This window comes from Nocardiopsis salina YIM 90010 (assembly GCF_000341025.1).
GTDB classification, from domain to species: Bacteria; Actinomycetota; Actinomycetes; order Streptosporangiales; family Streptosporangiaceae; genus Nocardiopsis; species Nocardiopsis salina.
Map to the genome: position 1 here is coordinate 1 of NZ_ANBF01000237.1, position 24,030 is coordinate 24,030.

The 24,030-nt window shown below is 68.4% G+C and carries 25 protein-coding genes and 1 pseudogene; all 26 read left to right on the plus strand.

Annotated features, from left to right (window positions below; translation table 11 throughout):
- Positions 1 to 456 (plus strand): annotated as a pseudogene (locus D474_RS30125) (hypothetical protein); the annotation flags it as partial.
- Positions 457 to 471: 15 nt separating this feature from the next.
- Positions 472 to 993, plus strand: coding sequence for a hypothetical protein (locus D474_RS0125765; RefSeq protein ID WP_017616366.1), 522 nt, complete (start codon positions 472 to 474; stop codon positions 991 to 993).
- Between the two features lie 95 nt (positions 994 to 1,088).
- Positions 1,089 to 1,391 (plus strand): hypothetical protein, encoded by a 303-nt coding sequence (locus D474_RS0125770; protein WP_017616367.1) that lies wholly within the window; start codon positions 1,089 to 1,091, stop codon positions 1,389 to 1,391.
- Between the two features lie 56 nt (positions 1,392 to 1,447).
- Complete coding sequence (locus D474_RS0125775) at positions 1,448 to 3,901, plus strand: phage/plasmid primase, P4 family (RefSeq protein WP_017616368.1); 2,454 nt, start codon at positions 1,448 to 1,450, stop codon at positions 3,899 to 3,901.
- Positions 3,902 to 4,168: 267 nt separating this feature from the next.
- Entirely contained in the window at positions 4,169 to 4,543 is a 375-nt protein-coding gene (locus D474_RS0125780) for a hypothetical protein (protein ID WP_017616369.1), read from the plus strand.
- Between the two features lie 15 nt (positions 4,544 to 4,558).
- Positions 4,559 to 4,762, plus strand: coding sequence for a helix-turn-helix domain-containing protein (locus tag D474_RS0125785; protein ID WP_017616370.1), 204 nt, complete (start codon positions 4,559 to 4,561; stop codon positions 4,760 to 4,762).
- Positions 4,759 to 5,085 (plus strand): hypothetical protein, encoded by a 327-nt coding sequence (locus tag D474_RS0125790; RefSeq protein ID WP_017616371.1) that lies wholly within the window; start codon positions 4,759 to 4,761, stop codon positions 5,083 to 5,085. The genes D474_RS0125785 and D474_RS0125790 overlap by 4 nt, the downstream gene beginning before the upstream one ends.
- Before the next feature lie 343 nt (positions 5,086 to 5,428).
- On the plus strand, positions 5,429 to 5,560 hold the full coding sequence (locus D474_RS33985; RefSeq protein WP_275040813.1) for a hypothetical protein: 132 nt from the start codon (positions 5,429 to 5,431) through the stop codon (positions 5,558 to 5,560).
- 28 nt (positions 5,561 to 5,588) lie between these two features.
- On the plus strand, positions 5,589 to 6,269 hold the full coding sequence (locus D474_RS30680) for a hypothetical protein (RefSeq protein ID WP_017616373.1): 681 nt from the start codon (positions 5,589 to 5,591) through the stop codon (positions 6,267 to 6,269).
- An 884-nt stretch (positions 6,270 to 7,153) separates the two neighbouring features.
- Positions 7,154 to 7,498: a DUF732 domain-containing protein gene (locus tag D474_RS0125810; RefSeq protein WP_017616375.1), complete on the plus strand. Its 345-nt coding sequence runs from the start codon at positions 7,154 to 7,156 to the stop codon at positions 7,496 to 7,498.
- 597 nt (positions 7,499 to 8,095) lie between these two features.
- Positions 8,096 to 8,581 carry a phage terminase small subunit gene (locus D474_RS0125815; protein ID WP_017616376.1) on the plus strand — a complete coding sequence of 162 codons (486 nt, stop codon included), beginning with the start codon at positions 8,096 to 8,098 and terminating at the stop codon, positions 8,579 to 8,581.
- On the plus strand, positions 8,565 to 10,211 hold the full coding sequence (locus D474_RS0125820) for a hypothetical protein (protein WP_017616377.1): 1,647 nt from the start codon (positions 8,565 to 8,567) through the stop codon (positions 10,209 to 10,211). The genes D474_RS0125815 and D474_RS0125820 overlap by 17 nt, the downstream gene beginning before the upstream one ends.
- A gap of 13 nt (positions 10,212 to 10,224) precedes the next feature.
- Positions 10,225 to 11,697 carry a phage portal protein gene (locus D474_RS0125825; protein ID WP_017616378.1) on the plus strand — a complete coding sequence of 491 codons (1,473 nt, stop codon included), beginning with the start codon at positions 10,225 to 10,227 and terminating at the stop codon, positions 11,695 to 11,697.
- Positions 11,694 to 12,677: a VG15 protein gene (locus D474_RS0125830; RefSeq protein ID WP_017616379.1), complete on the plus strand. Its 984-nt coding sequence runs from the start codon at positions 11,694 to 11,696 to the stop codon at positions 12,675 to 12,677. Before D474_RS0125825 ends, D474_RS0125830 begins: the two co-directional genes overlap by 4 nt.
- 17 nt (positions 12,678 to 12,694) lie before the next feature.
- Complete coding sequence (locus D474_RS0125835; RefSeq protein WP_017616380.1) at positions 12,695 to 13,324, plus strand: hypothetical protein; 630 nt, start codon at positions 12,695 to 12,697, stop codon at positions 13,322 to 13,324.
- A 20-nt stretch (positions 13,325 to 13,344) separates the two neighbouring features.
- Entirely contained in the window at positions 13,345 to 14,199 is an 855-nt protein-coding gene (locus D474_RS0125840) for a hypothetical protein (RefSeq protein ID WP_017616381.1), read from the plus strand.
- Between the two features lie 18 nt (positions 14,200 to 14,217).
- A complete protein-coding gene (locus D474_RS0125845) occupies positions 14,218 to 14,805 on the plus strand; it encodes a hypothetical protein (protein ID WP_017616382.1) in 588 nt (195 codons plus the stop codon).
- A complete protein-coding gene (locus tag D474_RS0125850) occupies positions 14,802 to 15,146 on the plus strand; it encodes a phage head closure protein (protein WP_017616383.1) in 345 nt (114 codons plus the stop codon). Before D474_RS0125845 ends, D474_RS0125850 begins: the two co-directional genes overlap by 4 nt.
- A gap of 234 nt (positions 15,147 to 15,380) precedes the next feature.
- Positions 15,381 to 15,755, plus strand: a complete 375-nt coding sequence (locus D474_RS0125860) for an HK97-gp10 family putative phage morphogenesis protein (RefSeq protein WP_239647187.1) — start codon at positions 15,381 to 15,383, stop codon at positions 15,753 to 15,755.
- The gene (locus tag D474_RS0125865) at positions 15,752 to 16,180 is read left to right on the plus strand and encodes a DUF3168 domain-containing protein (protein WP_239647188.1); all 429 of its coding nucleotides are present in this window, start codon (positions 15,752 to 15,754) and stop codon (positions 16,178 to 16,180) included. The genes D474_RS0125860 and D474_RS0125865 overlap by 4 nt, the downstream gene beginning before the upstream one ends.
- Before the next feature lie 64 nt (positions 16,181 to 16,244).
- On the plus strand, positions 16,245 to 16,664 hold the full coding sequence (locus D474_RS0125870; RefSeq protein WP_017616387.1) for a phage tail tube protein: 420 nt from the start codon (positions 16,245 to 16,247) through the stop codon (positions 16,662 to 16,664).
- Positions 16,664 to 17,059, plus strand: a complete 396-nt coding sequence (locus D474_RS0125875; protein WP_017616388.1) for a hypothetical protein — start codon at positions 16,664 to 16,666, stop codon at positions 17,057 to 17,059. Before D474_RS0125870 ends, D474_RS0125875 begins: the two co-directional genes overlap by 1 nt.
- 14 nt (positions 17,060 to 17,073) lie before the next feature.
- Positions 17,074 to 17,541, plus strand: a complete 468-nt coding sequence (locus tag D474_RS31425; protein ID WP_017616389.1) for a phage tail assembly protein T — start codon at positions 17,074 to 17,076, stop codon at positions 17,539 to 17,541.
- A gap of 11 nt (positions 17,542 to 17,552) precedes the next feature.
- Positions 17,553 to 19,787 carry a phage tail tape measure protein gene (locus D474_RS30685; RefSeq protein WP_017616390.1) on the plus strand — a complete coding sequence of 745 codons (2,235 nt, stop codon included), beginning with the start codon at positions 17,553 to 17,555 and terminating at the stop codon, positions 19,785 to 19,787.
- 26 nt (positions 19,788 to 19,813) lie between these two features.
- Positions 19,814 to 20,194 (plus strand): phage tail fiber protein, encoded by a 381-nt coding sequence (locus tag D474_RS30145; protein ID WP_017616391.1) that lies wholly within the window; start codon positions 19,814 to 19,816, stop codon positions 20,192 to 20,194.
- A gap of 13 nt (positions 20,195 to 20,207) precedes the next feature.
- On the plus strand, positions 20,208 to 24,014 hold the full coding sequence (locus D474_RS32455; RefSeq protein ID WP_017616392.1) for a hypothetical protein: 3,807 nt from the start codon (positions 20,208 to 20,210) through the stop codon (positions 24,012 to 24,014).
- The last annotated feature ends 16 nt before the right edge of the window (positions 24,015 to 24,030 follow it).

The following is a 24,030-nucleotide window of genomic DNA, read 5'->3' on the forward strand; positions in this document are numbered from 1 at the left end:
GGCGGGTCCTGCGACGCCTACGACCTGGCGACCCACACCGTCCTCGACCACAAATGCATCGGCGAGACCGCCATGCGCCGGTACAAGACCGAGGGCATCCGCGAGCAGTACCGCGTTCAGGCCAACCTCTACGGCTTGGGCTTCGAACGCGCGGGCTACACCCCGCAGACCGTCGCCCTCGCGTTCTACCCGCGCGGCGGGATGCTCGGCGGGCTGTGGGTGTGGACCGACGTCTACGACCGACAGGTCGCACTCGACGCGCTTGCCCGCCTGCGGTCCGTGCGTGACGCCGTGATCGCCCTCGACCCCGAGGCCCGCCCCGCCATGTGGGAGCACCTCCCCGCGACCCCGGGCAGCGCCTGCCGGTTCTGCCCGTTCTGGAAACCCGGATCCACCGATCTCGCCGTCGGCTGCCCCGGAAACACCGCACCCAACCAGGCCCAACAGGCCGCATAGGAAACAGGAGAAACCATGTCGTTCCCGTTCACCCAGCCTTCCAACAACGCCGGTGGCTTCTTCAAGCCCGCCGAGCACGACGGCCACCTGGTCCTCATCACTCAGGTGCACAAGATCGAAGACCGCTACGACCAGTTCAAGAAGCACGAGGTGCCCGCCGCTACGTGCGACCTGGTTGACCTCGACGACTCCGCCCAGGAGCTTCGCGAGGGCGTCCTGATCACCCACACCGGGATCGTGAACCGCCTCTCGCCCGGGGCGCACATGGTCCTCGGGCGCATCGGCAAGGCCCTGACGAAGAACGGGTTCGAGGCGTGGGTGCTCGGCGAGTTCGACCCCGCCGCCGACCCGGCGCGTGCTCAGGCGTGGCTCGACAGCCAGAGCGGCGTCGCCCCCGCTGCTCAGTCTCAGCAGCAGACGCCCGCCCCGCAGGCCGCGCCCGTTCCGGCTCCGCAGCAGCAGGCGCCCGCGGCGCAGGGGATGGCCGACCCCAATGACCCCGCTGTTCAGGCGCTGTTGCAGTCCCTCCAGAAGTAGCCACCCACGACGGCCCGACCGGATCCAGCCGGCGCCCCGGGAGCAACGCCCGGGGCGGGCGCCACACACCAGCCGCACGACGACGAGGGGGAGACATGCAGGGAACCGCCGAGGGGCAACGCCTACGCGATGCCGGGATGAACGCCGCCGTCGAGGCTGCCGGTGCGGACGTGGCCGCGATCGACCTCCTCATCGCACGCGCCGCCGCCACCGGTCAAGTGTTCTCAGCGAACGATCTCCGCGCCCACCTGCCCGCCGACGTGCGCACCGCCGCGGTCGGCGCCCGGTTCGCCCACGCCCGACGCCGAGGCGTCATCGAGGCGATCGGCTACATCACCTCGACGGACCCCGGCACCCACGCACACCCCGTCCGCCAGTGGCGAGGCACCGCGCGATGAGCGGCCCCACACACCCCACGTCACACCAGCACGACCCGGACAGGACACCGACACCTGTGACTCACACGCTCGACGCCGCCCTCGCCCTCCACCACGCGGGTCTGTGCGTCATCCCCGCCGCGGCTGACGGCACTAAGGCGCCCGGCACCGGTCGGTGGCGCGACTACATGACCACCCGCCCCACCGAGGAGCAGCTCCACCAGTGGTTCGCCCACGGCCACCCCGGCGTCGGGGTTGTCGGCGGGGCCGTGTCCGGCGGGCTCGTGTGCCTCGACGTCGAAGGCCGCGCCGTCGACGAGGGTGTGTTCGCGCGGTACGTCGAGCTCGCCGACAACTCCGGTCTTGGCGAGACGCTCCGCGAGGTGATGGGCGGCTACACCGAGAGGACTGCCTCCGGCGGCCTCCACCTCCTCTGGAGGGTCGCCGACGGCAAGGGCGTGGAGAACCTGAAGTTGGCCCGGCGCCCCTCCACCGACGAGGAACTCGCCGACAAGCCCGGTCAGAAGATCCAGGTGCTCATCGAGACCAAGAGTGAGGGCGGGTTCCTCGTCGTCGCCCCCTCCTCAGGACCTGTCCACCCCACCGGGCAGCCGTGGAGCCTCCACGCCGGCGGGGCCGACACCATCGCCACCCTCGACCGCGAGGTCTCCGACGCCCTCCTCGAACTCGCCCGCATGTGCGACACCATGCCCGCCCCCGAGGCACCCGCGTTCGCCCAGCCCGCCCCCGCACCCCGTACCGACGACGGCAGCCTCAGCCCCGGCGACGACTACGAGAACCGCACCGACTGGACAGACATCCTCACCCCCCACGGGTGGACCGAACTGTTCCGCTCGGGCAACACCCGCTACTGGAGGCGCCCTGAGAAGCGGTTCGGGATCTCGGCCACCACCGGCCACGCCCCGGACAGGGACCGCCTGTTCGTGTTCACCACCTCGACCGAATTCGAGTCCGAGACGCCGTACACCAAGTTCGCCGCCTACGCCCTCCTCGAACACGGCGCCGATTACAAGGCCGCCGCCCGTGCGCTCAAGGACTCGGGGTACGGGCGTCCCGCCCCCGAACCCGTCCGGCACCTGTCCGCGGTCCCCTTCACCCAACCCGGCACCACCCCGGCCACCGACGGCACCGCCGCCCTCGCCATCGACGAACCCACCCCCGTCACCCAACTCGACACCTACAGCCGCACCGACGACGGCAACGCACTCCGTCTGGTCGACGAACACGCCCACGCGATCCGCTACGTCCCCGAACGCGGGAAATGGTTGGTGTGGGACGGGCACCGGTGGGCGTGGGACGACCGTGGTCACGTCCCCGAGAAGGCCCGTGCCATCGCCCGCGCACTCCCGGACGAGGCCAAGGAAGACACCGCCCACAAGGCTCGGTCACTGGCCGCGCGCAATCTCGGCGCGATGGTGCAACTCGCCCGCACCGATCCCCGCATCGTTGCCCCCGCCGCCGACCTCGACGCAGCGCCCCACCTGCTCAACACCACCGGCGGCGTCGCCGACCTGCGCACCGGCGAACTGTCGGCCCCTGACCCCACCCAGCTCCACACCCGCTCTGCCACTACCGCACCCGACCCCGACATGAGCACACCCCGGTGGCACACCTTCCTCGCTGACACCTTCGGTGACGACACCGAGGTCATCGGCTACGTGCAGCGACTCGCCGGATACTCCGCCTCGGCTGACGTCGGCAGCCACGTGCTGCCCTTCCTCCACGGCGGCGGCCAGAACGGAAAGTCGGTCTTCCTCGACGTCCTACGGGCAGTGCTCGGCGACTACGCCACCACCGCACCCCACGACTTCCTCATGCACACCCGCTCCTCCCACGAGACTGAACTCGCCCGTCTCCAAGGGATGCGGCTGGTCATCTGCTCCGAGGTCAACCAGGAAGATCGGTTCGACGAAGCGAAGATGAAGATGCTCACCGGCGGCGACACCATCACCGCCCGGTACATGCGCCAAGACCACTTCACGTTCGAGCCCACCCACCACCTGTGGCTAATGGGCAACCACCAGCCCGAAGTGAAGTCCGGAGGAACGTCGTTCTGGCGACGTCTGCGGTTGATCCCCTTCACCCGCACGGTCCCTGCCGACAAGCGTGTGGAGAACCTCGCCCGCATCCTGGTCGAGGAGGAAGGCCCCGGCATCCTCGCGTGGATCATCGAGGGCGCCCGGCAGTACTTCACTGACGGTCTCGCCGACCCCGAGAAGGTCAAGGCCGCCACCGAGACCTACGCCGCCGAGGAAGACCACATGTCCCGCTTCCTCGACGAGTGCTGCCACATCGGCGGAGGCGCCTTCGTGAAACTCGAAACCAAGAAGCTCCGCGGCGCCTACGAAACCTGGTGCATGGGCGAGGGCATCAAGCCCCTCGCCGCCTCCCCCTTCGGCCGGGAGATCAAGGGGCGAGGAATCGCCTCCAAGTCCTCCAACGGCAAGCGCTACTACATCGGCCTCGCCCTCCTCGCCGACGAAGACGACGACCCCCGCACGCCCGACTGAGGCACTGCTGTCACTGCGGTGCTGTCACTGCCACCCCCGGATTCGCGCCCGAGATCGGCCGGGCAGTGACATCACCCCCTCCCCAGTGACAGCAGAGAGACAGCAGAAAGTGACAGCAGCACAGAACGAAAGCGCAGGTCAGACGGTGAAAAGTGACAGCAGTGACAGCACTTGCACAGTTCCACTCTCACGCGCACACGTGATCAGGGTTAACGACGAAACTCCCAGTGCTGTCACTGGTGTCTCTGCCTGCCCTCAGGGAGACCGATGAAGGCCGCCACCATCCACGCCCGACTCGACACCTGCCCCCGATGCGAGGCCGCCGTCATCGTCGCCCTCGACCACCACACCGCCGCACTCACCGTCCGCGCCGACCCACTTCCCCTCGGCGCCGAGGCCGAACTCCACGCACGACTGTCCGGACGCCTCACCTACAACGTCCTCGGCCGCAAAGACCTACAGCTCCACCTCCGCGACACCGAACACATGACCTCCCGGCCGCACCCCGTCGTCGCCACCCACACCTGTCCCGGCCCCATCCCCGCCACCGCCATAACGAGCACGCCGGCGCCTGCGGTCCCGGCCGAACCCGACCTCTTCACCCACATCGACGACGACGTCCCCGACGGCTTCCCGTTCTGACAAGGACCCCACCCCATGAGTGACCTGCCGACCGGCGTCGCCTACTACACCGCCCGAGAACTCGCCGATCACCTCCGGGTCTCCACTATGACCATCCACCGAGCCATCGACACCGACGATCTCCCCGCCCTGCGCCTCGGCGCCGCCGTGCGCATCCCCGTCACAGACGCCCACGACTGGATCCTCACCCGCCTCACTCAGAAGGAGACAAGCCGATGACCGACCGACTCCACGACGAGTGCGCCCTCCTCGGGAATCGCATCGCCGACGCGTGGGCAGACGGGCGGCGCGCCGGGTACCAGGAGATGCGCGCCGAGGTGGCGGACCTGGAGGAGCGCCTCGACCGCGCCCGTCAGCGCGGCCGCTTCGCCGCCTCCGAGCTCGCGCGAGAGCGCGCCCAGCGAGAGATCGCGCAGGACTACCGCAACGCCGCGGTGCGCCACGCCATCGCCGGCGTCCTCGCCACCAAGGCGCCCACCCGCGCTCTCGCCGAGGACTGGGCCGACGAGGCAATGGACGCCATCCGGGAGGCCACGCCGTGAGCGTCATCCTCACCGCCACGACCCACGGCCGCCTGTACCGCCTCCGGTGCGATGCGTGCGGCGCTGTCCACGCCCCGAACCTGGCGACCCGAACCGCTTCCGACGCCCGGCTTGTCGCCCGCCGCGACGGTTGGAGGGCCTCCTCCTCGAAACGGAAGAGGCCCACTCACGCTCAGCTCTGCCCGATGTGTCGACCGCCCCGACCTCACGGAGACCCATCGTGACTCACCGCCCCGAGTCATGGCTCGACGCCGGCCTCCCGCTCGAATGTCCGTGCCAGTGGGGCATGACCGGGCACTGCCACCAAGGACGCCACACGGCCTGCACGGCCCACACCGTGACCATGCCCGAGACGTACCTCCCGCTCCCGTCCGGGGGCTACGACCCGCCCGTGTGGCTCGCCGACAGAGTGTGCCGGTGGCGCTGCGCCTGCGAGTGCCACGCCGGACCTGAACAGCTCGACTTGTTCGCCTGACCCACCACCACGACCAACCGGGGGGACCATGACCAAGCAGCACCACTACCCGTGCGACCTGTGTGGCCGACCGTCCGGCGACGACGCCCCCGCCTGTACCCTGTGCGCCCATCGGGCCGCGACCGCTCTGAACGATATTGCCGAGTGGCTCGGGGAGGCGCTCATCGAGGCCATGGCGAAACAGACCGCCCTCGCCGAGGTCTCCGGCGGCAAGCCCACCAAGAAGTCGGAAATGCCCCTACCCCTCGACCTGCGCGCCTCAGAAGCCCTCGCCGTCCTCCGGTCCACCCTCACCACGTGGGTTCGCGTCCTCCAGGGGGACGGCGCCACCACCCACCCTCGCGCGGCCACCGTCCGGTCCATGGCTGAGTGGCTCGCACCCGTGATCTCGTGGGCGCGGACACGCTCCTACGGCGCCGAGGTGGTCGACGAGATTCTCGCTGCCCACCACCAGGCCCTCACCGCGGTCGATCGGCCTCATCGGTGGGTGCCGCTGCCCACCCCGTGCCGGCACGTCACCCTCGACGAGGGGCGCCCCGTCCCGTGCGGTGGGCAGCTCCACGCCATCATCGCCCCCGGCCACAGGGCCGACGGCGAGATCCGGTGCACCCTCGACCGCGGCCACACCACCACCGTGCACCACCTGGTCGACAAAAGGCGCCAACCGCGGTTGCGCGACTTGACAGACCTGCCTAAGTTGCGTGCTTAGATGGGACTTCTGCACTCAGGCCCCGGTACCCACCGGGGCCTTTGCAACGCCCTGTGGCCCCAGTCCACTCGACCACCGGGCGGGCTCTGGCCGCTCCGCACATCCTCTGGCATGGAGAGCTGCGGTAAACGTTTAGCGCAGCATGGCCTATGATTTCTTTCAGGTACAAAAAATGAGTGAGCCCCTGGCCAGGGAATCCGCTGCCACACGTCCTCCCTGGCCAAGAGCCCTGAGGATCAGCCGCTCAACATGATGGCGATCGCGAGGATGGTCCGGCTGAGGGCGCCGAGCACTCCAATGAGCGCTCGGACGCTTTCCCGGGCACCTTCACGCCTCCACCAAGCGATCTGCCTCTCCCTCTTCCTTGCCATACGCACCTCCGGGTGTTGGACGTCCTTCCACCCAGGCGATACCGACCGCCACGGGATCCCTGTGGCGGTGATCGTGCGTCGGCACACCCGATTCTATGGCTGCCTATTGACTGCAACTCCTGCCCTTTTATGCAGAGGGTGAATAGCGATCAAAAACATGAGGATCTGCGCCCTTTTCTCGCCTATTCAGTAACACACTGATAGGGATCTTTCAGAGCGAAAGCGTCTGGGCGGCAGGTCGTGCTGCCCTCGCCGAAAAATGTGTCGTGAATCACATTGAAGAGGCGTGCCGGAGCGGCGGGCGTCCGACGCGATGCACCTCAGGCATCAAGACCGTCCGGCCGGGAACACCCAACCACCCTTGCCACTCCCGCGACCGGACACCCACGTCCCGCCTCCGTGCTCCGCCCCTCCGGGGGGTAGGAGCGTCGAGCACAGGGTGGGGCGCTAACGCAACCGGTAAACCTCGACGCGCGTCCAACGACGTACACACCCCCAACACGAGGACAGCCCATGCGCCGTGCACTGCTCACCCTTCTCGCTGTACTTGCCCTCACCGCCACCGCCGCGTGTGGAGAAGGGGAGGACGCCCGAGCCGCACTGCCCGACCACGAACGCGAGTTCCTGGACTCAGTGGAGGAGTCCCTCAGCGCCGAAGGTGTCGCCCCCCGATACCTGGGCGCCAACGACGAGGAGAAGCTGGAGTTCGGGTACGCCGTGTGCGAGGACATCGACGGGGGCATGGCGCCCACCGAGGTGGTGCAGTCCATCGAACAGAGCGGGGACGGCGACACCCGCATGGCCGATGTCGCCCTGCCGCTGGTCGGCAACGCCGACGCCTACCTCTGCGGCCACTGACCTGGGGTACCGCATCACGGGCCCGCTCCCCGTGACCCGCCCCGGCGGCGAGGCACCCCTCCTATGGAGGTGACCCCCTTGCCACCCAGGGCTTTGCAGACCTGCCCCACCCCCGGATGCCCCACCCTCACCCGCACAGGCAGGTGCGGCCCCTGCCAACGCACCGCACGCACACGCCGTCGCACCAGTAGCCAGGCAGGGTACGGAGCCCGCTGGTACCGCACACGTGCTGCGTATCTGCGTGAGCATCCGCTGTGTGAGTGCGAGGAACATTCAGCTCAGCCGTGGATCATTCGGCCGCGAGCTGCTGAGGTTCATCACAAAGATGGGCTCGGTCCGCTCGGGCCGCGAGGTTTCGACTGGTCGAACTTGCAATCTTTGACGAAAAGCTGTCACTCGCGCCTGACCGCCCGTGACCAACCCGCTGGGTGGAACGACCGAGAGTGAGCGAGCCCGGGGGATGACCCCCACCCGACGATCTCCAAAAGGTCGCCGGGGAGGGCGCCGGGAAGTCGGGCAGGTTCAAAAGGTTCTGGCTGTCACGCAACGTGACGGCTCTCAGTGCTGCGCAACGCAGCTTTGATGGAGGAGGTCACTATGGCGAGTGGAGGTGCACGCGCCGTCTCCGGCCCGCCGCCGGACCCCAACGCCCTGCGCCGTAACCGCAAACAGGACGCGTCCGGGTGGGCGACGCTGCCGGCCGAGGGCCGCACAGGACCGGTGCCGGGCTGGCCGCTCACCGAGGTTCGCCCGCGCGAGTGGGACCTGTGGCGGGAGCTCTGGTCACGGCCACAGGCCGTCATGTGGGAGAGCCTCGGACTCGACATCGAGGTCGCCCTGTTCGCCCGCGCCCTCGCCGAGGCCGAGGAGCCCGAGCCCCGGGCTGATGCCGCCAAGCTCACCAAGCAGTACATGGAGAGCCTCGGATTGACCGCACCGGGTCTGCTCCGCCTGCGCTGGAAGGTCGGCCCTACCGAGGACGCTCCGGCTGCCGAACCCGTCGAGCCGTCGAAGGCCAAGACGCCGCGCCGCAAGTCAGCGCGGGATCGGCTGAAGGTCGTATCTGATGGCGAAGGGGCGTAGTCCGAGCGCCGCTGACGCGTTCGTCGTCGACTTCCCGACCCTGTGGGTGGTTCCCGATTGGATGGAAGCGCACCTACCGGTACCCGGAGGTTTCCGGGCCGGTGAGCCCATGGAGCTCTATCCCTGGCAGTTGTGGTGCACCGTGAACCACTACCGGGTCAAGCCCAAGGCCGTGTTCGGGCAGCGATCGACTGCCTTCCACTACCGGCGGTCTCAGGTCGTTGCTCCGCAGAAGACGGGCAAGGGTCCGTGGTCGGCGGCGATCACACTCGCAGAGATGGTCGGCCCGGTGGTGTTCTCCGGGTGGGCCGCCGGCGGCGAGGTCTACCGCTGTTCGGCCCACGGCTGTGGGTGCGGGTGGTGGTACGCCTACGAGCCCGGTGAGCCGATGGGTATGCCGTGGCACGACCCGTTGATCCAGATGCTCGGGGCGTCGTCTGACCAGGTAGAGACGAACGTGTACGGGCACCTGAAGGCGATGGTGAAGAACAGCCCGCTCGCCGACCTGTTGACCACGGGCGAGGAGTTCACCCGCATCTTGACCGGCGACGGGGGTGGCCGCGCGGACGTGGTCACGTCCTCGGCGCGGAGCCGGTTGGGCAACCCGATCGTGTTCGCGTTGCAGGATGAGACGGGCACGTACACGACCACGAACAAGATGATCAGCGTGGCCGAGGCACAGCGCCGCGGTCTGGCTGGCATGTCCGGGCGCTCGTTGGAGACGACGAACGCGTGGGACCCCTCGGAGGACTCCTACGCCCAGCGGACTGCCGCATCGAAGGCCAGGGACATCTTCCGGTACCACCCGCAGGCGCCGAAGGCTCTGCGGTACGACAATGCGCGTCAGCGCCGCAAGATCCACAGTTACGTCTACGCGGGCAGCTCCCATGTCGACCTCGACGCGATCGGCGCTGAGGCGACCGAGCTCCTGGAGAAGGATCCAGCACAGGCAGAGAGGTTCTTCGGTAACCGGGTCGTGTCCGGAACCGGCTCGTGGTTGGACTCGGAGGCGTGGGCCGCTCGGGTCGATGCCCGTGAGGTTCCCCGCGGCACCCGGGTCGTGCTCGGGTTCGACGGCTCTGACATCGACGACCACACGGCTCTGAGGGCGGAGACCCTCGACGGCCACCAGTTCACACCGGTCTACGGCCCCGACCAGGCGCCCACCATCTGGAACCCCGCCGACTATCCCGGCGGGCAGGTACCGCGTCTGGAGGTCGACGCCGCCCTCGACGAACTCATGCGGCGGTTCGACGTGGTTCGGCTCTATGCCGACCCGCCGTACTGGGAGACCGAGGTCGACGAGTGGGTGGACCGGTACGGCGAGCGCCGGGTGATCCGGTGGCACACGCGCCGGGTGGTGCAGATGCACGCTGCCGCCGAGCGGCTCAGGACCGACGTCCTGAAGGCCGACACGGGGTTCACCCACGACGGGTGCGAGCTCACCGCCGACCACATTGCCAATGCCCGCACTGCGGCGCGGCCGGGTGATCGGTACGTGCTCCGTAAGGCCAGTGATCAGCAGAAGATCGACGCTGCCGTGACATCGGTTCTGGCGCACGAGGCGGCCATGGACACCATCGCCGCCGGCCTCGCCCGCAAGCGCAAGACCTACGTCTACACCGCATGAGAGGGGGTCACCGATGGCCGTCTCTCAGGCCGACGCTGTCGCACTGACCGAGGCCCTGGAGGCCGAACTATCGTCCCGGTGGGGGCGCATCAGCACCCACCAGGCGTACTACAAGGGCCGCCAGCCGTTGAAGTTCGCAAGCGAGGAGTTCCGCAAGTACCACGGCGAACGGTACGCAGGGTTCTCCGACAACTGGGTTCAAGTCGTTGCCGATAGCCCCGTGGAACGCCTGACGGTGACGGGCGTGACCCCGTCCGGGGACGATGTGGCCGATGACGAGTCGTGGCGGGTGTGGCAGGCCAACGGCCTCGACGCCGACAGCCAGCTCGGGTTTCTCGGGTCCGTGGTGTCCGGGCGTTCCTACGCGCTGGTGTGGGGCGACCCCGACGACGAGGAAACTCCGGTGGTGACATTCGAGGACGCCTCGTCGTGCATCGTGGCCTACGAACCGGGCAGCCGTCGGCGCCGGCGGGCTGCCCTGCGGCGGTGGCAGGACGGCGCCACCGAGATGGCGGTGCTTTACCTGCCCGACCAGGTGTGGAAACTCGAACGCCCCCTCGTGAAGCAACAGAAGTCGGCGAACTTGGCGCAGGCGGACGAAGAGATCGCCTCGTGGGAACCGAGGGACACGGGCACCGAGCCCAACCCGCAGCCCAACCCCATGGGCGTAGTCCCGGTGGTGGAACTGCCTAACCGGCCGCTTCTGGCTGATGAGCCCATCTCGGACGTGTCCGGGGTCGTGGCTATGCAGGACGCGATCAACCTGTTGTGGTCCCAGCTGTTCACCGCATCCGATTACGCGTCCTTCCCGCAGCGGATCGTGCTCGGCGCGGAGATGCCCAAGGTCCCCGTCCTCGACAGCCGCGGCGAAGTCGTCGGGGAGCGCCCGGTCGACTTGGAGCGGTTCGCGATTGACCGGGTGCTGTGGATCGACGGGGAGAACGTGCAGACCTCGGAGTGGTCCGCGGCGAACCTCAGTGCGTACACGGAGGTGATCGAGGTGGCGGTGGGCCACATCGCCGCCCAGACCCGCACCCCGCAGCATTACCTCGTCGGCCGTATGGCGAACCTGTCAGGCGATGCTTTGATCGCCGCCGAGACCGGTCTCGTAAAGCGCACAGAGGAGAAACAGCTCTGGTTCGGCCAGGCACTCCGTGAGGTGTTCGCGCTGGTGGCGCTGGCTCAAGGCCGCACCGACAAGGCGCGGGCTCTGCGGGCCGGCCGGGTCATGTGGGCCGATGCCGAGTCGAGGTCTCACGCCCAGCTCACCGACGCACTCGTGAAGTTGAAGCAGATCGGTTTCCCGTTCGAGTGGGTGGCCCTGCGGTACGGGCTCACCCCGACCGAGGTCGCCGAGGTCCTCGCCATGCAGGAACGAGAGCAGGCCATGGACCCGGTGGGGGCGATCGCCGACCAGATGGAACGTGGCTTCCGCCCCGCCGGTGACCCAGGCACCCCGGACGACCCCGAGGGTGATGGGGCGTGAGCACCCGGGCGGCACTGGCTCACCAGCGTGGGCAGGACCGGATCGCCCGTGGCGCCGCCGACGAGGTCGGGCAGGTGTGGGCGCAGATCGACGAACGCGATATCCGTTCATCGTGGCTGGAACTCGTGCCCCGTGCCGCGACCATCCTGGCCGCCGCGCAACTGGCCTCGGCGCTGGGCGCCGAGGAGTACCTCGACGAACTGTTGGGCGTGGCTGCCCCGGTGGTGGCCGCCCCGGCGTGGGAGGAGATCACCGGTACCGCTTCGGACGGGCGGAGCCTGGACACACTCCTGCTCCAGCCCGGCATCCGGACGCTCACGGCGGTCCAACGCGGGGCGACGCCCCGGCGCGCGCTGATGGCGGGACGGATCCAGCTCGACACGATCGCCCGCACCCAGGTCACCGACGCCGGGAGGGCCGCCGAACAACTCGGGGTCGCTGTGCGCCCCCGCGTGGTGGCCTACACCCGTGTGGTGGCCCCGTCGGCGTGCTCCCGGTGCATGATCCTCGCCGGGCGCGAGTACTCGTGGAGCCAGGGGTTCCAGCGACACCCTCGCTGCAAATGCACCATGCGCCCCCTACGTCCCGGCGAGCGGGTCGACGGCGACAGCCCCCGGGCCCTGTTCGACGGACTCACCCGAGAGCAGCAAGACAAGCAGTTCGGCCGACATGCCGCGGAGGCGATCCGCGAGGGCGCCGACATGTCTCAGGTGGTCAACGCGAGGCGCGGCATGCAACCGGCCACCGACCGGTCCCGGGGCCGGTACACCACCGAGGGCACGACTCGGCGAGGCTACGCCGGGCGGCGCCTGGGAGAGCTCACCGACACCTCGGGCCGGTACGCGCGGTCGCGCCGCCCACGGCTGATGCCCGAGGCGATCATGCGCGACGCCGCTGACCGCCAGCGGGCTTTGGAACTTCTGCATGAGCACGGCTATCTGACCGACCCGCCCCCGCCCGCAACGAGCGGCGGCAGCTGACCCGCAACGGGAGAACCATGAACGACACCACCGAACCCGTCGAGGACACCACCGAGGCAGAGGCGCCGTCCGGGGGCGCCGAACAGGTCCCGGCGCCGGTCGAGGAGGACGCCCCCGAGGGCGCCCACGAGCTCGGCGACGCCGGCAAGAAGGCGCTGGACGCCATGAAGTCGAAGTGGCGTACCGAGCGCGACAAGCGCCGGGAACTGGAGGCCAAGCTCTCCGAGACCGACCAGGCTCAGCCTGACGAAGACGCTGTCCTCCGGGCCGCCGAGGCCGTCACCGCACAGGCCAACCGACGCGTGCTGCGCTCGGAGATCCGTGCCGCGGCGGCCGGGAAGCTCACCGACCCCAAGGACGCACTCAAGTTCCTCGACCTCGACGACTTCCAGGTCAACGACGACGGCGACGTCGACGCCGACGCGATCACCGAGGCTGTCGAGGACCTGGTCAAGAACAAGCCCTACCTGGCCGCGCAAAGCGGCAGCCGTCCCCGTTTCGAGGGGACCGCGGACTCCGGCGCCCGCAAGGGGACCGGTGCCACCCAGCTCACCCGCGACGACATCAAGCGGATGAGCCCCCACCAGATCATGAAGGCCAAGGCCGAGGGCCGCCTGAAGGACCTGATGGGGACCGACAACCGGTAGAACCCTGAAAGGAAGCCGAGATGGCTATCGAGAACTTTGTCCCCGAGGTGTGGTCCGCCGAGCTCCTGGTCGAGCTCGAAAAGTCCCTGGTGTACGGCGCCTCCGGTGTCGTCAACCGTGACTACGAGGGCGACATCTCCCAGTACGGCGACACCGTGCACATCACCTCCCTGGCTGAGCCCACGATCGGGGAGTACTCCCCGCACGAGGACATCACCATCGAGGAGGTCGACGACGAGTCCCAGACTCTCTTGATCGACCAGGCCCGCTATTTCGCGTTCACGGTCGACGACATCGAGCGCAGGCAGGCCCGCGACGGCGGCGCTGTCCTGTCCGAGCAGGCCCGCAAGAGCGCGTACCGGCTGCGGGACGTGGCCGACCAGTTCCTCGCCTCCACCATGGCCGCAGGGGTGGCCGATGAGAACGTGCTCGCCGACGCGTTGGTGGCCGACCCGGGCGACGCCTACGACCTCCTGGTCGAGTTCGGGGTGCGCCTGGATGAGTCGAACGTGCCCGAGCAGGGCCGGTGGGTCGTGATCCCCCCGGCGTTCCACGGGATGCTTCTGCGGGACACCCGGTTCGTGGGCGCCGGTGACGAGTCCGGCGCCGCCACCCGCGCGAACGGCCTCGTGGGCACCGCGGCCGGGTTCGCCATCCACAAGTCCAACAACACCCCGACGGGGGAGTCGGGCCGGATGGTGCTGGCCGGGTACTCGGGGGCGACGACCTACGCCGAGCAGATCAACAACACCGAGGCCACCCGCAAAGAGCGCGGTTTCGCGGACATCGTCAAGGGGCTGCACCTGTACGGCGCCCGGGTCGTGCGCCCGACGGGGCTGGCCGCCGCTGATGTGACGATCGGCCAGAGCAGCTAACCCAGAGGGGGTGGCGTCGTGGACCCGTTGGCCACAGTCGAGGACCTGGAGGCGCTCGGCGTCACCGTCGACGACGAGGAACGGGAGCTGGTCGGGCAGTATTTGGCGGCGGCGTCCGCTTCGGTGCGCGCCGCCGCCGGGGTGCCGATCAGTCAGGCCACGTCCACGGTGGTGGTAGCCGGTCAGCGCGAGCCCCGCCTGTCTCTGCCCGGTCCGCCGGTCACTGCGGTCGAGGAGGTCCTCCTCGACGACGCCGAGCCAACCGGCTGGCGCCTGTCCCGGCCCCGGGCGTCCCTGTACCGGGCGGCCGGGTGGGGCACGGACGCGAGTGAGGTCGAGGTGACCTACACCCACGGCCTGCCGACCGTGCCAGCCGACATCGTCGCGTTGGTGTGCCGGATCGCTGCGACGACTCTGATGTCCTACCGGTCCGATGAGACCGGTGGCGGTATCGGGGTGCGGCGGGTGACTCAGCTCCGCATCGGCGACTACTCGGCGAGCTTCGCCGACGACGGCACCATGACCGAACTCGAACTACCCGAGACGACACGGGCCCGGCTGCGGGCCCGGTTCGGCGGGGGCGCGGCGGTGGTGAGGTCCACATGATGCCGCCCATCGGGATGCACCTGAACAGGCGACTCGAACAGTGGCGCCGACAGGAAACCGACGACGGGTCCGGCGGTGTCATCACCGAATGGGTCGAGATCGGCACTGTCCGGGCTCGCGTGTCACAAGCCGGGACCTCGCAGGCCGAGCGCATCGCCGCCCACCAGGCGGGGGCCGAGCTCACCAACCCGATCTACGTGCAGCCGCGCGCAGACGTGCGGCGTGGCGACGAACTCCGCGGCCCCGAGGGGTCGTGGCGTGTGGTCGCGCTGTACCGCCCGTCCGAGCCGGTGTACCTGCGGGCGGACTGCGAACTCGTGCAGGGAGAGGGGGAGCAATGACCCACCAGGATGATGACGGCCCGGCCGAGCGTGCACAGCGCATGAGGGACAGCGCCGAGCAGCAGATCCAAGGGCTAGCCGGTAAGTCGATGCTCACGGAAAGAATCACGGCATCCGCGACAGTGGCCTCGGCGAAAGCTCAGATCGCCATCGCCGACGCGATCCTGGCCGTGGCGGGAGAGCTGCGGGAGGGGCGGCGCCAGGATGCGCGCCAGGCCCGTAGGGAGGCGCGAGGTGGGTAAGCGGCGCGTGCGGGTCGAGGGCCTGGAGGAACTGGAGCGCAAGCTCCGGGCTCTGCCCCGCAACCTGGAGTCTGAGGCCGAGACCGCGACCAAGGATGAGGCCGAGGAGGTGTACGAGGCGATGCGGGACCGTGTCCCTGTCGCTTCGGGCACGCTGCGGGGTGCGATCGGACGCCGCCAGACGGGGCCGCTCACGATGGAGGTGGGCGTGTTCGGCGCTAGGAGGGCGTGGTGGTCCGCGCTGGTCGAGTTCGGCACCAGTACACGCACCGCATCGCCGTTCGCTGAGCCGTCCGCCCGTGAAGCCGAACAGCGCTACCCGGACCGTATGGCGAAGTTCCTGAACAGCGAATTGCCGCCCTCATGAGCGCGACGACACCCGCACGCCGGCCCATGGCGGATATTCAGAGCGCCCTGTATCAACGCCTGACCGCCGAGGACGCCGACCTCGGTGCGGCGGTGTACGACTACGTTCCCGAGCCGACCGCCGCCTCTTGGCCCTACGTGACGATCGGTGAGGCAATCGAGACCCCGGCCAACGCTCACACATTCATCGGTCGGGACACGACGGTGAACTTGCACGTGTGGTCGAAGTATCGCGGTTTCGCCGAGGCGAACGCCGTCGCCAACCGGGTGACTGCTCTCCTCGACCACCGCCCCGCCGACCTCGACGTCGGCGACGGGCAGTACGTCACCAGTCTGCGGTTCGAGTTCGGGCAGACGCTCCGCGACGAGAACCCCGACATACGTCACGTCGTGACCCGTTTCCGGATCCGCACAGCACAGACCTGACACCACAAACCACCACGAGCCCCGAGCCATCGGCCGGGGCTTTTCGTATGCGAGGAGGGACCCGATGGCGGGCCACGACGCTTTCAGCACGGTGCTGGAACGCATGACCGAGGGCGGCGACTTCGAGGAGATCGCCAACGTCCACAACCTGAGCGGACCTGGGTTGGAGCGTGAGGAGTACGACGTCACCACCCACTCCAGTCCGGGGCAGTGGGAGGAGATCATTTTCGGAATCAAGCGGACCGGAGAGGTGGAGTGCGAGGTCTATTTCGATTCCGAGCAACACCTCCATGTGATCCGTGAGGATTTCGCCGGGTCCGAGCCGAACGACTACCGCATGAGTTTTCCCGACGGCGGGTCCTGGGAATTCTCGGCTGGCCTCACCGGGTGCGAGTTCGAGTTCCCCCACGACGGGCCGATGGAAGCCAGCATGACGTTCAAACTCTCCGGGCCGCCGAGCTTCATGGATGAGGAGACCTCCTGATGGCCTTTCTGACTGCCGCTCAGATTGAGCAGGTCGACGACCGCAAGTACGAGGACGTCGACGTCGAGGAGTGGGGCGGCACCGTTCGCGTCGTCGGACTGTCCGGCACCGACCGGGACGCCTACGAGGCGGCGTTCGTGGATGCCAAGGGCAAGCCCGCAGCGCAGCGCCTGCGGAATGTCCGGGCGAAGCTCCTCGTGAAGTGTCTGGTGGATGAATCGTTCGAGAGGCTGTTCACCGACGACAAGGCCAAGGCCCTCGGTGAGAAGAACGGCGCGGTGGTCGACCGCCTATTCGACGTGGCCCGGCGCCTGTCCGGCATCGGTCAGGGGTCGGTCGAGGAGGGAAAAGGCGACTCCGAGAGCGACCCGAGCGACAGCTCTACCTCCGGGTAGCCGCCCACCTAGGGATGCCCGTCGAGGAGATGCTCCGCCGCACCTCCTCGGCTGAACTCACCGAGTGGGCGGCATACGAACAGCTCATCGGCCCCCTCGGCGGACAGCGCACGGACGTGCTGGTCGCCCAGTTGTGCGCGGTCGTGGCCAACGCCAACCGCGACAAGAAGTCCAAGAAGGCCAAGCCGAAGGACTTCCTGCCCCAGTGGGATCACGGCCGTGGCGCCCCGCAGTCTTGGCAGCAACACAAGTCGATCGCCAAGTCGTTGAACGCTGCGTTCGGCGGCGCCGAGAACGGACGCACACCCGCCCGTCGAGGGCAGCCCCGGTATCAGGTTCGCGATGACCAGGCTCTCCCGAGTGTGGTCGACACCGAGACGGGCCGCACCGAGTGGACCGGGCTGGACTCCGACCAGGCCCGCGAGGTCGCCGCAGGGCTCAACACCACCGCCAAGAAGAACAAGAAGAAGACGCACGCCTGAGGGGGTGAGCCGTGGCCACCCTCCAGGAACTCACCGTCGTCATCGGGGCGGACACCGGCGGTCTCGACGAAATCGACCAAGCCGCCGAGAAAGCCACGTCCGGGTTCGACAAGGTCCAGGATTCAGGGCGGCGTCTCACCGATGTCGGCAAAGGCCTGACAGCTGGTGTGACGACTCCGATCGTGGGGCTCGGCACCGCGGTCGTGACCACCGCCGCAAGCTTCGAGTCCAGCATGAACGGCGTCAGAGCTGTCACCGGCGCGACCGGGCAGGACCTCGACGACCTCACCGGCCTCGCCCGCGAAATGGGATCAACCACCCAATTCTCAGCCTCCGAGGCGGCTGCCGGCATGGAGTTCCTCGGCATGGCCGGGTGGGACACCACCGAGATCATGTCCGGCCTACCCGACGTGCTCAACCTCGCCGCCGCCGGCGGGATGGAGTTGGCCAACGCGGCCGACATCGCATCGAACATCATGAGCGGCTTCGGGATCGAGGCATCCGAAGCCGCCCGGGTCTCCGACGTACTCGCCGACGCCTCGGCGTCCGCGAACACGAGCGTCGAGCAGCTCGGCGGGGGGTTCACCTACGTGGGCCCGGTCGCCTCCAGCGCGGGGATGAGTCTGGAGGAGACCGCGGCGACCCTCGGCGTGCTCGCCGATGCAGGCATCCAGGGCGAGCAAGGCGGCACAGCCCTCCGCGGTGCCCTGTCCCAGCTGCTGAACCCCACGGCCCAGGTGCAGGGCGTCATGGACGACCTGGGTGTGTCCATCCAGGATGCGGATGGGGCGATGAGGCCTTTCCCGGACATCATGCGGGACCTGGAGGGCGCCGGCGCTGACACGTCGGAGATGATGCAGATCTTCGGTCAGGAGGCGGGCCCGGCGATGCTCGCGTTGTTGGAGCGTGGTGCCGACGACGTGGCCGCTTTTACCGAGCAGTTGGAGGGTTCCGAGGGCGCCGCTCAGGAGATGGCGGACATCCGAATGGAAGGCCTGTCCGGTCAGCTCAAGGCGCTTCAGTCCGCGGCCGAGGGCCTGATGCTGGAGCTCGGGGACACGGGGTTGTTGAACGTCGTGACCACGGTGGTGGAGAAGTTCACCGAGTGGACGCAGAAGCTCAACGACACGAGCCCGAGGTTGTTGCAGATCGCTGTGGTCGTGGCCGCCGTCCTCGCTGCTTTGGGGCCGCTTCTCATTGTGGTCGGTATGACCATCACCGCGATCGGACAGATCGGCGGTGCCCTGAAGGTGGTGGCCGGGGCGTTCCGGATCGCGGCCGGGGCCAAGATGCTGTTCTCCGCTGCCCTGTGGGCCTCGCCGATCACCTGGATCGTCCTGGGGATCATGGCGCTCATCGCGGTGATCGTCCTGTGCATCGTCTATTGGGATGAGATCTCGGCAGCTGTGGGCAGGGCGTGGGATTGGATTGTCTCCAAGGTCGAGGGTGCGACGGCGTTGGTCTCGGCTCTGGTGTCACTGTTGGTCGCCTGGGTCCTCGACACCATCAACGGGTGGGGCGCCTCGCTCTCCTCCCTGGTCTCGGGCATCTGGGATTCGGTCACTGGGTTCTTCGCCTCTGCCCGGGACACTGCGGTCAGCGTGGTCTCCGGCATGGTCTCCAATGTGCTGGGCTTCATTGCCGGGCTCGCCGCCCTGCCGGGGATGGTGGGTTCCTACTTCGCGGGGATGGTCTCGACCGCGGCGGGTCAGATCTCGTCGCTGATCTCGCAGGCCGCTCAGATTCCGGGCCGCATCATGAGCGCTGTGGGCAACCTCGGCAGCCTCCTGGTCGGTGCTGGGCGCAACGTCATCCAGGGGCTCATCTCGGGGATCACCAGCATGATCGGCCGGGTCGGCTCGGCCATGTCGAACGTGGCCTCGACGATCCGCGGCTACTTGCCGTTCTCGCCGGCCGAGGTCGGCCCCATGAGCGGGTCCGGCGCCCCCGAGGTGTCCGGAGCCCGCATCGCCGACCAACTCGGCGAGGGCATCATGTCCGAGCTCACCCGCATCGACCGTGCCGCCGACGCCCTCATGTCCCCGCTGGACGACCGGGTCGCCGCCATGCAGGGCGCCGCCAGCCGCATCCCCTCGAACGTCAACGCTGCGGCGTCCCGTGTCGAAGGCCAGGAGCAGCGTGTGGTGATCGACGTGACCGGAACCGACGGGGAGATGAAGAAGCTCATCCGCAAGATGGTCCGCACCGACGGCCGCGGCGATGTCCAGACCGCTTTCGGCCGGTAGGCCGCCCTACATGAGAGGAGGCCCCAGTGGCCTTCACGAACGCCCTGTACCACCCGATGCTCTCCGCCGCCGCCGACACGGCAGTCGAGGCGTCGCTCCACACCGGCAACCCCGGCGACGACGGGTCCAACGAGATCGACGGCGGCGACTACGAACGCCAATCCGTCACCTGGAACAGCCCATCCTCCGGGGCGATCACTGCCGACGACGAGATCGTCTTTCTCGTGCCCGCCCTCGGCTCCGACGAGGTCACCCACGTAGGCCTGTGGAACTCCGCTGGCGACTGGCTCGGGGACGCCCCCGCTTCGACGCCACAGCCCTACCCCACGGCGGGCACCGCCACGGTCGAGGTGCTGACCCTGAACATGGGCAACGGGGCACTCACCGCGAGCATCCGCTCCCACTGACAGGAGGTGCCCCGTGGCGGTCGTGTGGCAGAACAGCTTTGACGGTGAGCCACTGACGCTCGTCTCCGAGGACCTGACCGGGCCCGGCACGTCCGGCGAGTGGGGCGACCCCATTGTGGACCTGCGTAACAGCGCGGATGTGTCGCATGTGCGCTACGGCGATCGGGCCTACGGCGGCCGGTCCTCGCTCATGCTCGGCGCCGATGATGCCTTTTCCGGCAACCACGGGGACGTGCAACTCACCGAGGAGTTGACCGAGTGGTCCGTCAGCTTCTACCTGTACCGCACATCGGGCGGTTGGGTGCGTTTCCTCCAGTCCGGCCGGGTCAACGTCAACGACCTCTACCTCGACTTCGATTCGGGCGCCCATTTTGTCGGTTGGACGGAGCTGGACACGAGCGCCACGGATCAAATGCACGACCGGTGGGTGCGGTGCGAGGCGTCGCAGGGCTCGGAGGAGTGCACGTGGCGGTTCTGGTGGACCGACCCCGACAGCACCGGGGAACCCGACTACGAGATCAGTGTCGAATCTTCCTCGGTCACCGGTTATCTGTTTGTGCAGGGCGGGGGCTCCGAGGCCGACTATCCGCCCGCCTACATCGACCAGGTGCGTGTCGGCGAGGGCGAGGGGCTCGGCCCCTGGCCTACTCACCAAACCTTCGCCGCACAGGCCAGCCTCGGGCTGACCTCCTCGGCGCAGATCCGCGCGGACCTGACCGGCGACGGCGTGGTCGCCGTAGCCACACTGCCCCTGTCCTCCTCGGCACGCATCACCCGTGCCGGCCGGATGGACGCCTCCGCCGACCTGCCGGTGGATGCCACCTCGCAGATCACCCGGCACGCCACGGTGGACGCCGCCGCCGACCTCGGCGAGCTGGGCGCTTCTGCGCGGGTCACCCGAGGTGGCCGGTTCACTGCCACCGGCGATCTCTCGGGGGTGAGTGGACATGCTGAGCTGCGGTCGCAGTTCCGCCCCACGTTCCCGCCCCGCCTGACCACGGAGCTCCTCCTCGACGGTGAGTGGGTCGACATCAGCGGTGACGTGCGCGCCACCGAGCCTGTGCAGATCACCCGCGGCCGAGCTGACGAGGCGTCCCAGGCGGACCCGTCGTCGTGTGCGCTGACCCTCGACAACCGGGGCGGCAAGTACTCGCCCCACAATCCACTCAGCCCGTACTACGGGCAGATCGGCAAGAACACACCGGTGAGGGTCCGCGTCGGCCCGCTGCCCGAGGAGGGCGCCACGGTCCTCGCCGACGGCTTCGGCCGCACCGTCACCGGCGGGTGGAGCGAGGCTGACAGCGGCCACACGTGGGAGCCCGCAGCCGGGCCCGACAGCTCGTACTCGGTCGAGGACGGCGCCGGGCACATCGCCCTCGATACCATCGCTGACGCTCGCGTCGTGTACGCGCACGACGCCGACCTCACCGATTTCGACGTCACGTGCGAGGTGCGTCTTGACACTCCGCCCCGTGGAGAGGCCGGTGGGGCCACCTACCTCAGTCTCGCCGGACGCACCATGGACACCGGCGGCTCATCCGAGTCCGGGTACCGGATCAGCGTGGCGTGGAGAGTTGACGCCGGGCGCGGCCCCCACATCGTCCCCGACATCAGCCGGATGGATGACGGCAGTGGCTCCAATCTGACACCGGTTCGAGCGCCCATCCCCGGCATGGAGTACACGCCGGGCGATTGGGTGCGGGTGCGTGCTCAGGCGGTCGGTCCCGAGCTTCGTATTCGCGTGTGGCCGGACGGGTCTCCCGAACCTGAGGTGTGGCACGCGCAGGCACACGACACGCGGTATCGACAAGGCGGCTTCGGGCTTCGAGGAACCATCACGGCCCAGGCCGACGCCACCGCCACGCCAGCGGTGATCTCGGTGCGCGACCTCCAGGTGAGGACCCTGCGGCAACAGGAGTTGCCGCACGTGGTGAGGTTCACCGGTGAGGTTTCCTCGTGGCCGTCCCGGTGGGACGTCGCCGACGTGGATGTGACCGCGCCCATCGAGGCGTCCGGGATCCTGCGTCGTCTCGGGCAGGGATCGAAACCCATCCGGTCGGTGACACGCCGCGCCGTCCCCTCGTTCCTTCCGGTTGCGTATTGGCCTATGGAGGAAGGCCGCACCGCTCGTTTCGCGAATTCCCCGACTCCTGGTGTAGAGCCGATGCGCGTAACGGGTCTGCATTTCTCCGAAGACGACTCTTTGGACGCTTCACGGCCGCTACCGACTGTGGGGGCTTCCGGCGCGACAATGTCGGCACCTATCCCGTACACCGACCCGGTGGGGTGGGAGGTGCATATGTTGGTGCATTTCCCGGATGAGCCGGAGGTGACGCCGTGGGAGTCTTCTGATGAGCCCAACCAGGCGGACTTTATGGCGATTGAGTCCACGGAGGTCCGGGCGACCATGGATTTCGTCAACGTCGGTGATGATGACAACCCCAGCGTGGCGATGCGTTGGCGTCTTTACACCCTGGACGGGGATGAAATCGCGAGCACGCAGGCGTCCGCGTCGGATCTGTGGGGCGGGTGGCGGCGTTTGGCTTTCCGAGCCGCGCCTAACGGGTCTTCCACCGAGATGTCGATTCTGCGTACCTTTGTCGAGGTTGGGACCACGGTAGGCAACCTGGTCGTGCCGCAATCGTATTCCGGGCCTGTGGGTTCCCCGACTGCAATTACGGCGACGGTCAGTCCTGAACTTGAGGGTATCGCTATCGGGCATGTTGTGGTGTGGGGGAGTCACAACGTCTACCACTACATGGACGCGTCTGCTGGGTGGGACGGCGAGACAACGCGGCTCCGGCTCACGCGAATGGCAAACGATTTCGACGTTCCTGTTCTGGTGAGCGGCATCGCCGGTGAACGGCTCGGTCCCGAAGAGGAAGGGACTTTCCTCGACGTCGTCGAGGAGGCGACGGCATCCGACCTCGGGTCACCCGGGGAGGACCGGGCGAGCCTGGCGCTCACCTACCGGGGTCGGGACCAGATGTACAACGCGAAGCCCGCCCTCGTGCTCGACTACGCGTCCGGGGAGATCTCCCCGCCGATGGAGCCCGAGGACGACGACCAGGCGCTCCGCAACGACGTTGAGGTGACACGGTCGTCCGGCATTGCTGTGCAGGTCGAGGACACCGACGGTCCTCTCGGCGTGGCCCGGGTCGGCCGGTACGACGAGAGCGTCACCTTGTCCCTGGCCACCGATAGTCAGGTCGACGACCAGGCCGGATGGAGGTTGCACCTCGGGACTGTTGATGAACTCCGGTGGCCGGTCATTCACCTGAACCTCGCCAACCCGAGATTGTCCGCGCGGATCGAGGACGTCCTCGCCCTCGATGCCGGCGACCGGGTCCGCATTCTCAACCCACCGCCGTGGACGCAGGAGCGCGCGCTCGATCTCATCGTGCAGGGCTACGAGGAACACATCGGCCTCTTCCAGTGGGACATCACCCTGACCTGCACACCGGCCTCACCATGGCAGGTCGGCCAGATCGGCGAGGAGGAGACCGAGGCCCCGCCGGACGCGCCGATGCGCGCCGATACGGCCGGGGCTGAGATCGACTACGGCCTCGACGAGACCGAGACGCTGCTCATCGTGTCGACCTCCCGCGGCCCCGCATGGGTCACCAGTGACACCCGCCCCGACTGTTTCCCGTTCGACATCACCGTCGGCGGGGAGATCATGCGGGTCACCGGCATCGTCGGGACCGGCGAGTCAGTCGGGCAGTCAGTCGAGGTCGAGCGCGCCATCAACGGCGTGGCCAAGAACCACGGCGCCGGCACGCCCGTGCGGTTGGCCTACCCGGCCACCGCCGCCCTATGAGAGAGGAGGTGCCCCG

Coding starts and splice junctions, on each gene's coding strand:
- D474_RS0125765 (WP_017616366.1), top strand. CDS start 472: ATGTCGTTCCCGTTCACCCAGCCTTCCAACAACGCCGGTGGCTTCTTC.
- D474_RS0125770 (WP_017616367.1), top strand. CDS start 1,089: ATGCAGGGAACCGCCGAGGGGCAACGCCTACGCGATGCCGGGATGAAC.
- D474_RS0125780 (WP_017616369.1), top strand. CDS start 4,169: ATGAAGGCCGCCACCATCCACGCCCGACTCGACACCTGCCCCCGATGC.
- D474_RS0125785 (WP_017616370.1), top strand. CDS start 4,559: ATGAGTGACCTGCCGACCGGCGTCGCCTACTACACCGCCCGAGAACTC.
- D474_RS0125790 (WP_017616371.1), top strand. CDS start 4,759: ATGACCGACCGACTCCACGACGAGTGCGCCCTCCTCGGGAATCGCATC.
- D474_RS33985 (WP_275040813.1), top strand. CDS start 5,429: ATGCCCGAGACGTACCTCCCGCTCCCGTCCGGGGGCTACGACCCGCCC.
- D474_RS30680 (WP_017616373.1), top strand. CDS start 5,589: ATGACCAAGCAGCACCACTACCCGTGCGACCTGTGTGGCCGACCGTCC.
- D474_RS0125810 (WP_017616375.1), top strand. CDS start 7,154: ATGCGCCGTGCACTGCTCACCCTTCTCGCTGTACTTGCCCTCACCGCC.
- D474_RS0125815 (WP_017616376.1), top strand. CDS start 8,096: ATGGCGAGTGGAGGTGCACGCGCCGTCTCCGGCCCGCCGCCGGACCCC.
- D474_RS0125820 (WP_017616377.1), top strand. CDS start 8,565: ATGGCGAAGGGGCGTAGTCCGAGCGCCGCTGACGCGTTCGTCGTCGAC.
- D474_RS0125825 (WP_017616378.1), top strand. CDS start 10,225: ATGGCCGTCTCTCAGGCCGACGCTGTCGCACTGACCGAGGCCCTGGAG.
- D474_RS0125835 (WP_017616380.1), top strand. CDS start 12,695: ATGAACGACACCACCGAACCCGTCGAGGACACCACCGAGGCAGAGGCG.
- D474_RS0125840 (WP_017616381.1), top strand. CDS start 13,345: ATGGCTATCGAGAACTTTGTCCCCGAGGTGTGGTCCGCCGAGCTCCTG.
- D474_RS0125850 (WP_017616383.1), top strand. CDS start 14,802: ATGATGCCGCCCATCGGGATGCACCTGAACAGGCGACTCGAACAGTGG.
- D474_RS0125865 (WP_239647188.1), top strand. CDS start 15,752: ATGAGCGCGACGACACCCGCACGCCGGCCCATGGCGGATATTCAGAGC.
- D474_RS0125870 (WP_017616387.1), top strand. CDS start 16,245: ATGGCGGGCCACGACGCTTTCAGCACGGTGCTGGAACGCATGACCGAG.
- D474_RS0125875 (WP_017616388.1), top strand. CDS start 16,664: ATGGCCTTTCTGACTGCCGCTCAGATTGAGCAGGTCGACGACCGCAAG.
- D474_RS31425 (WP_017616389.1), top strand. CDS start 17,074: ATGCCCGTCGAGGAGATGCTCCGCCGCACCTCCTCGGCTGAACTCACC.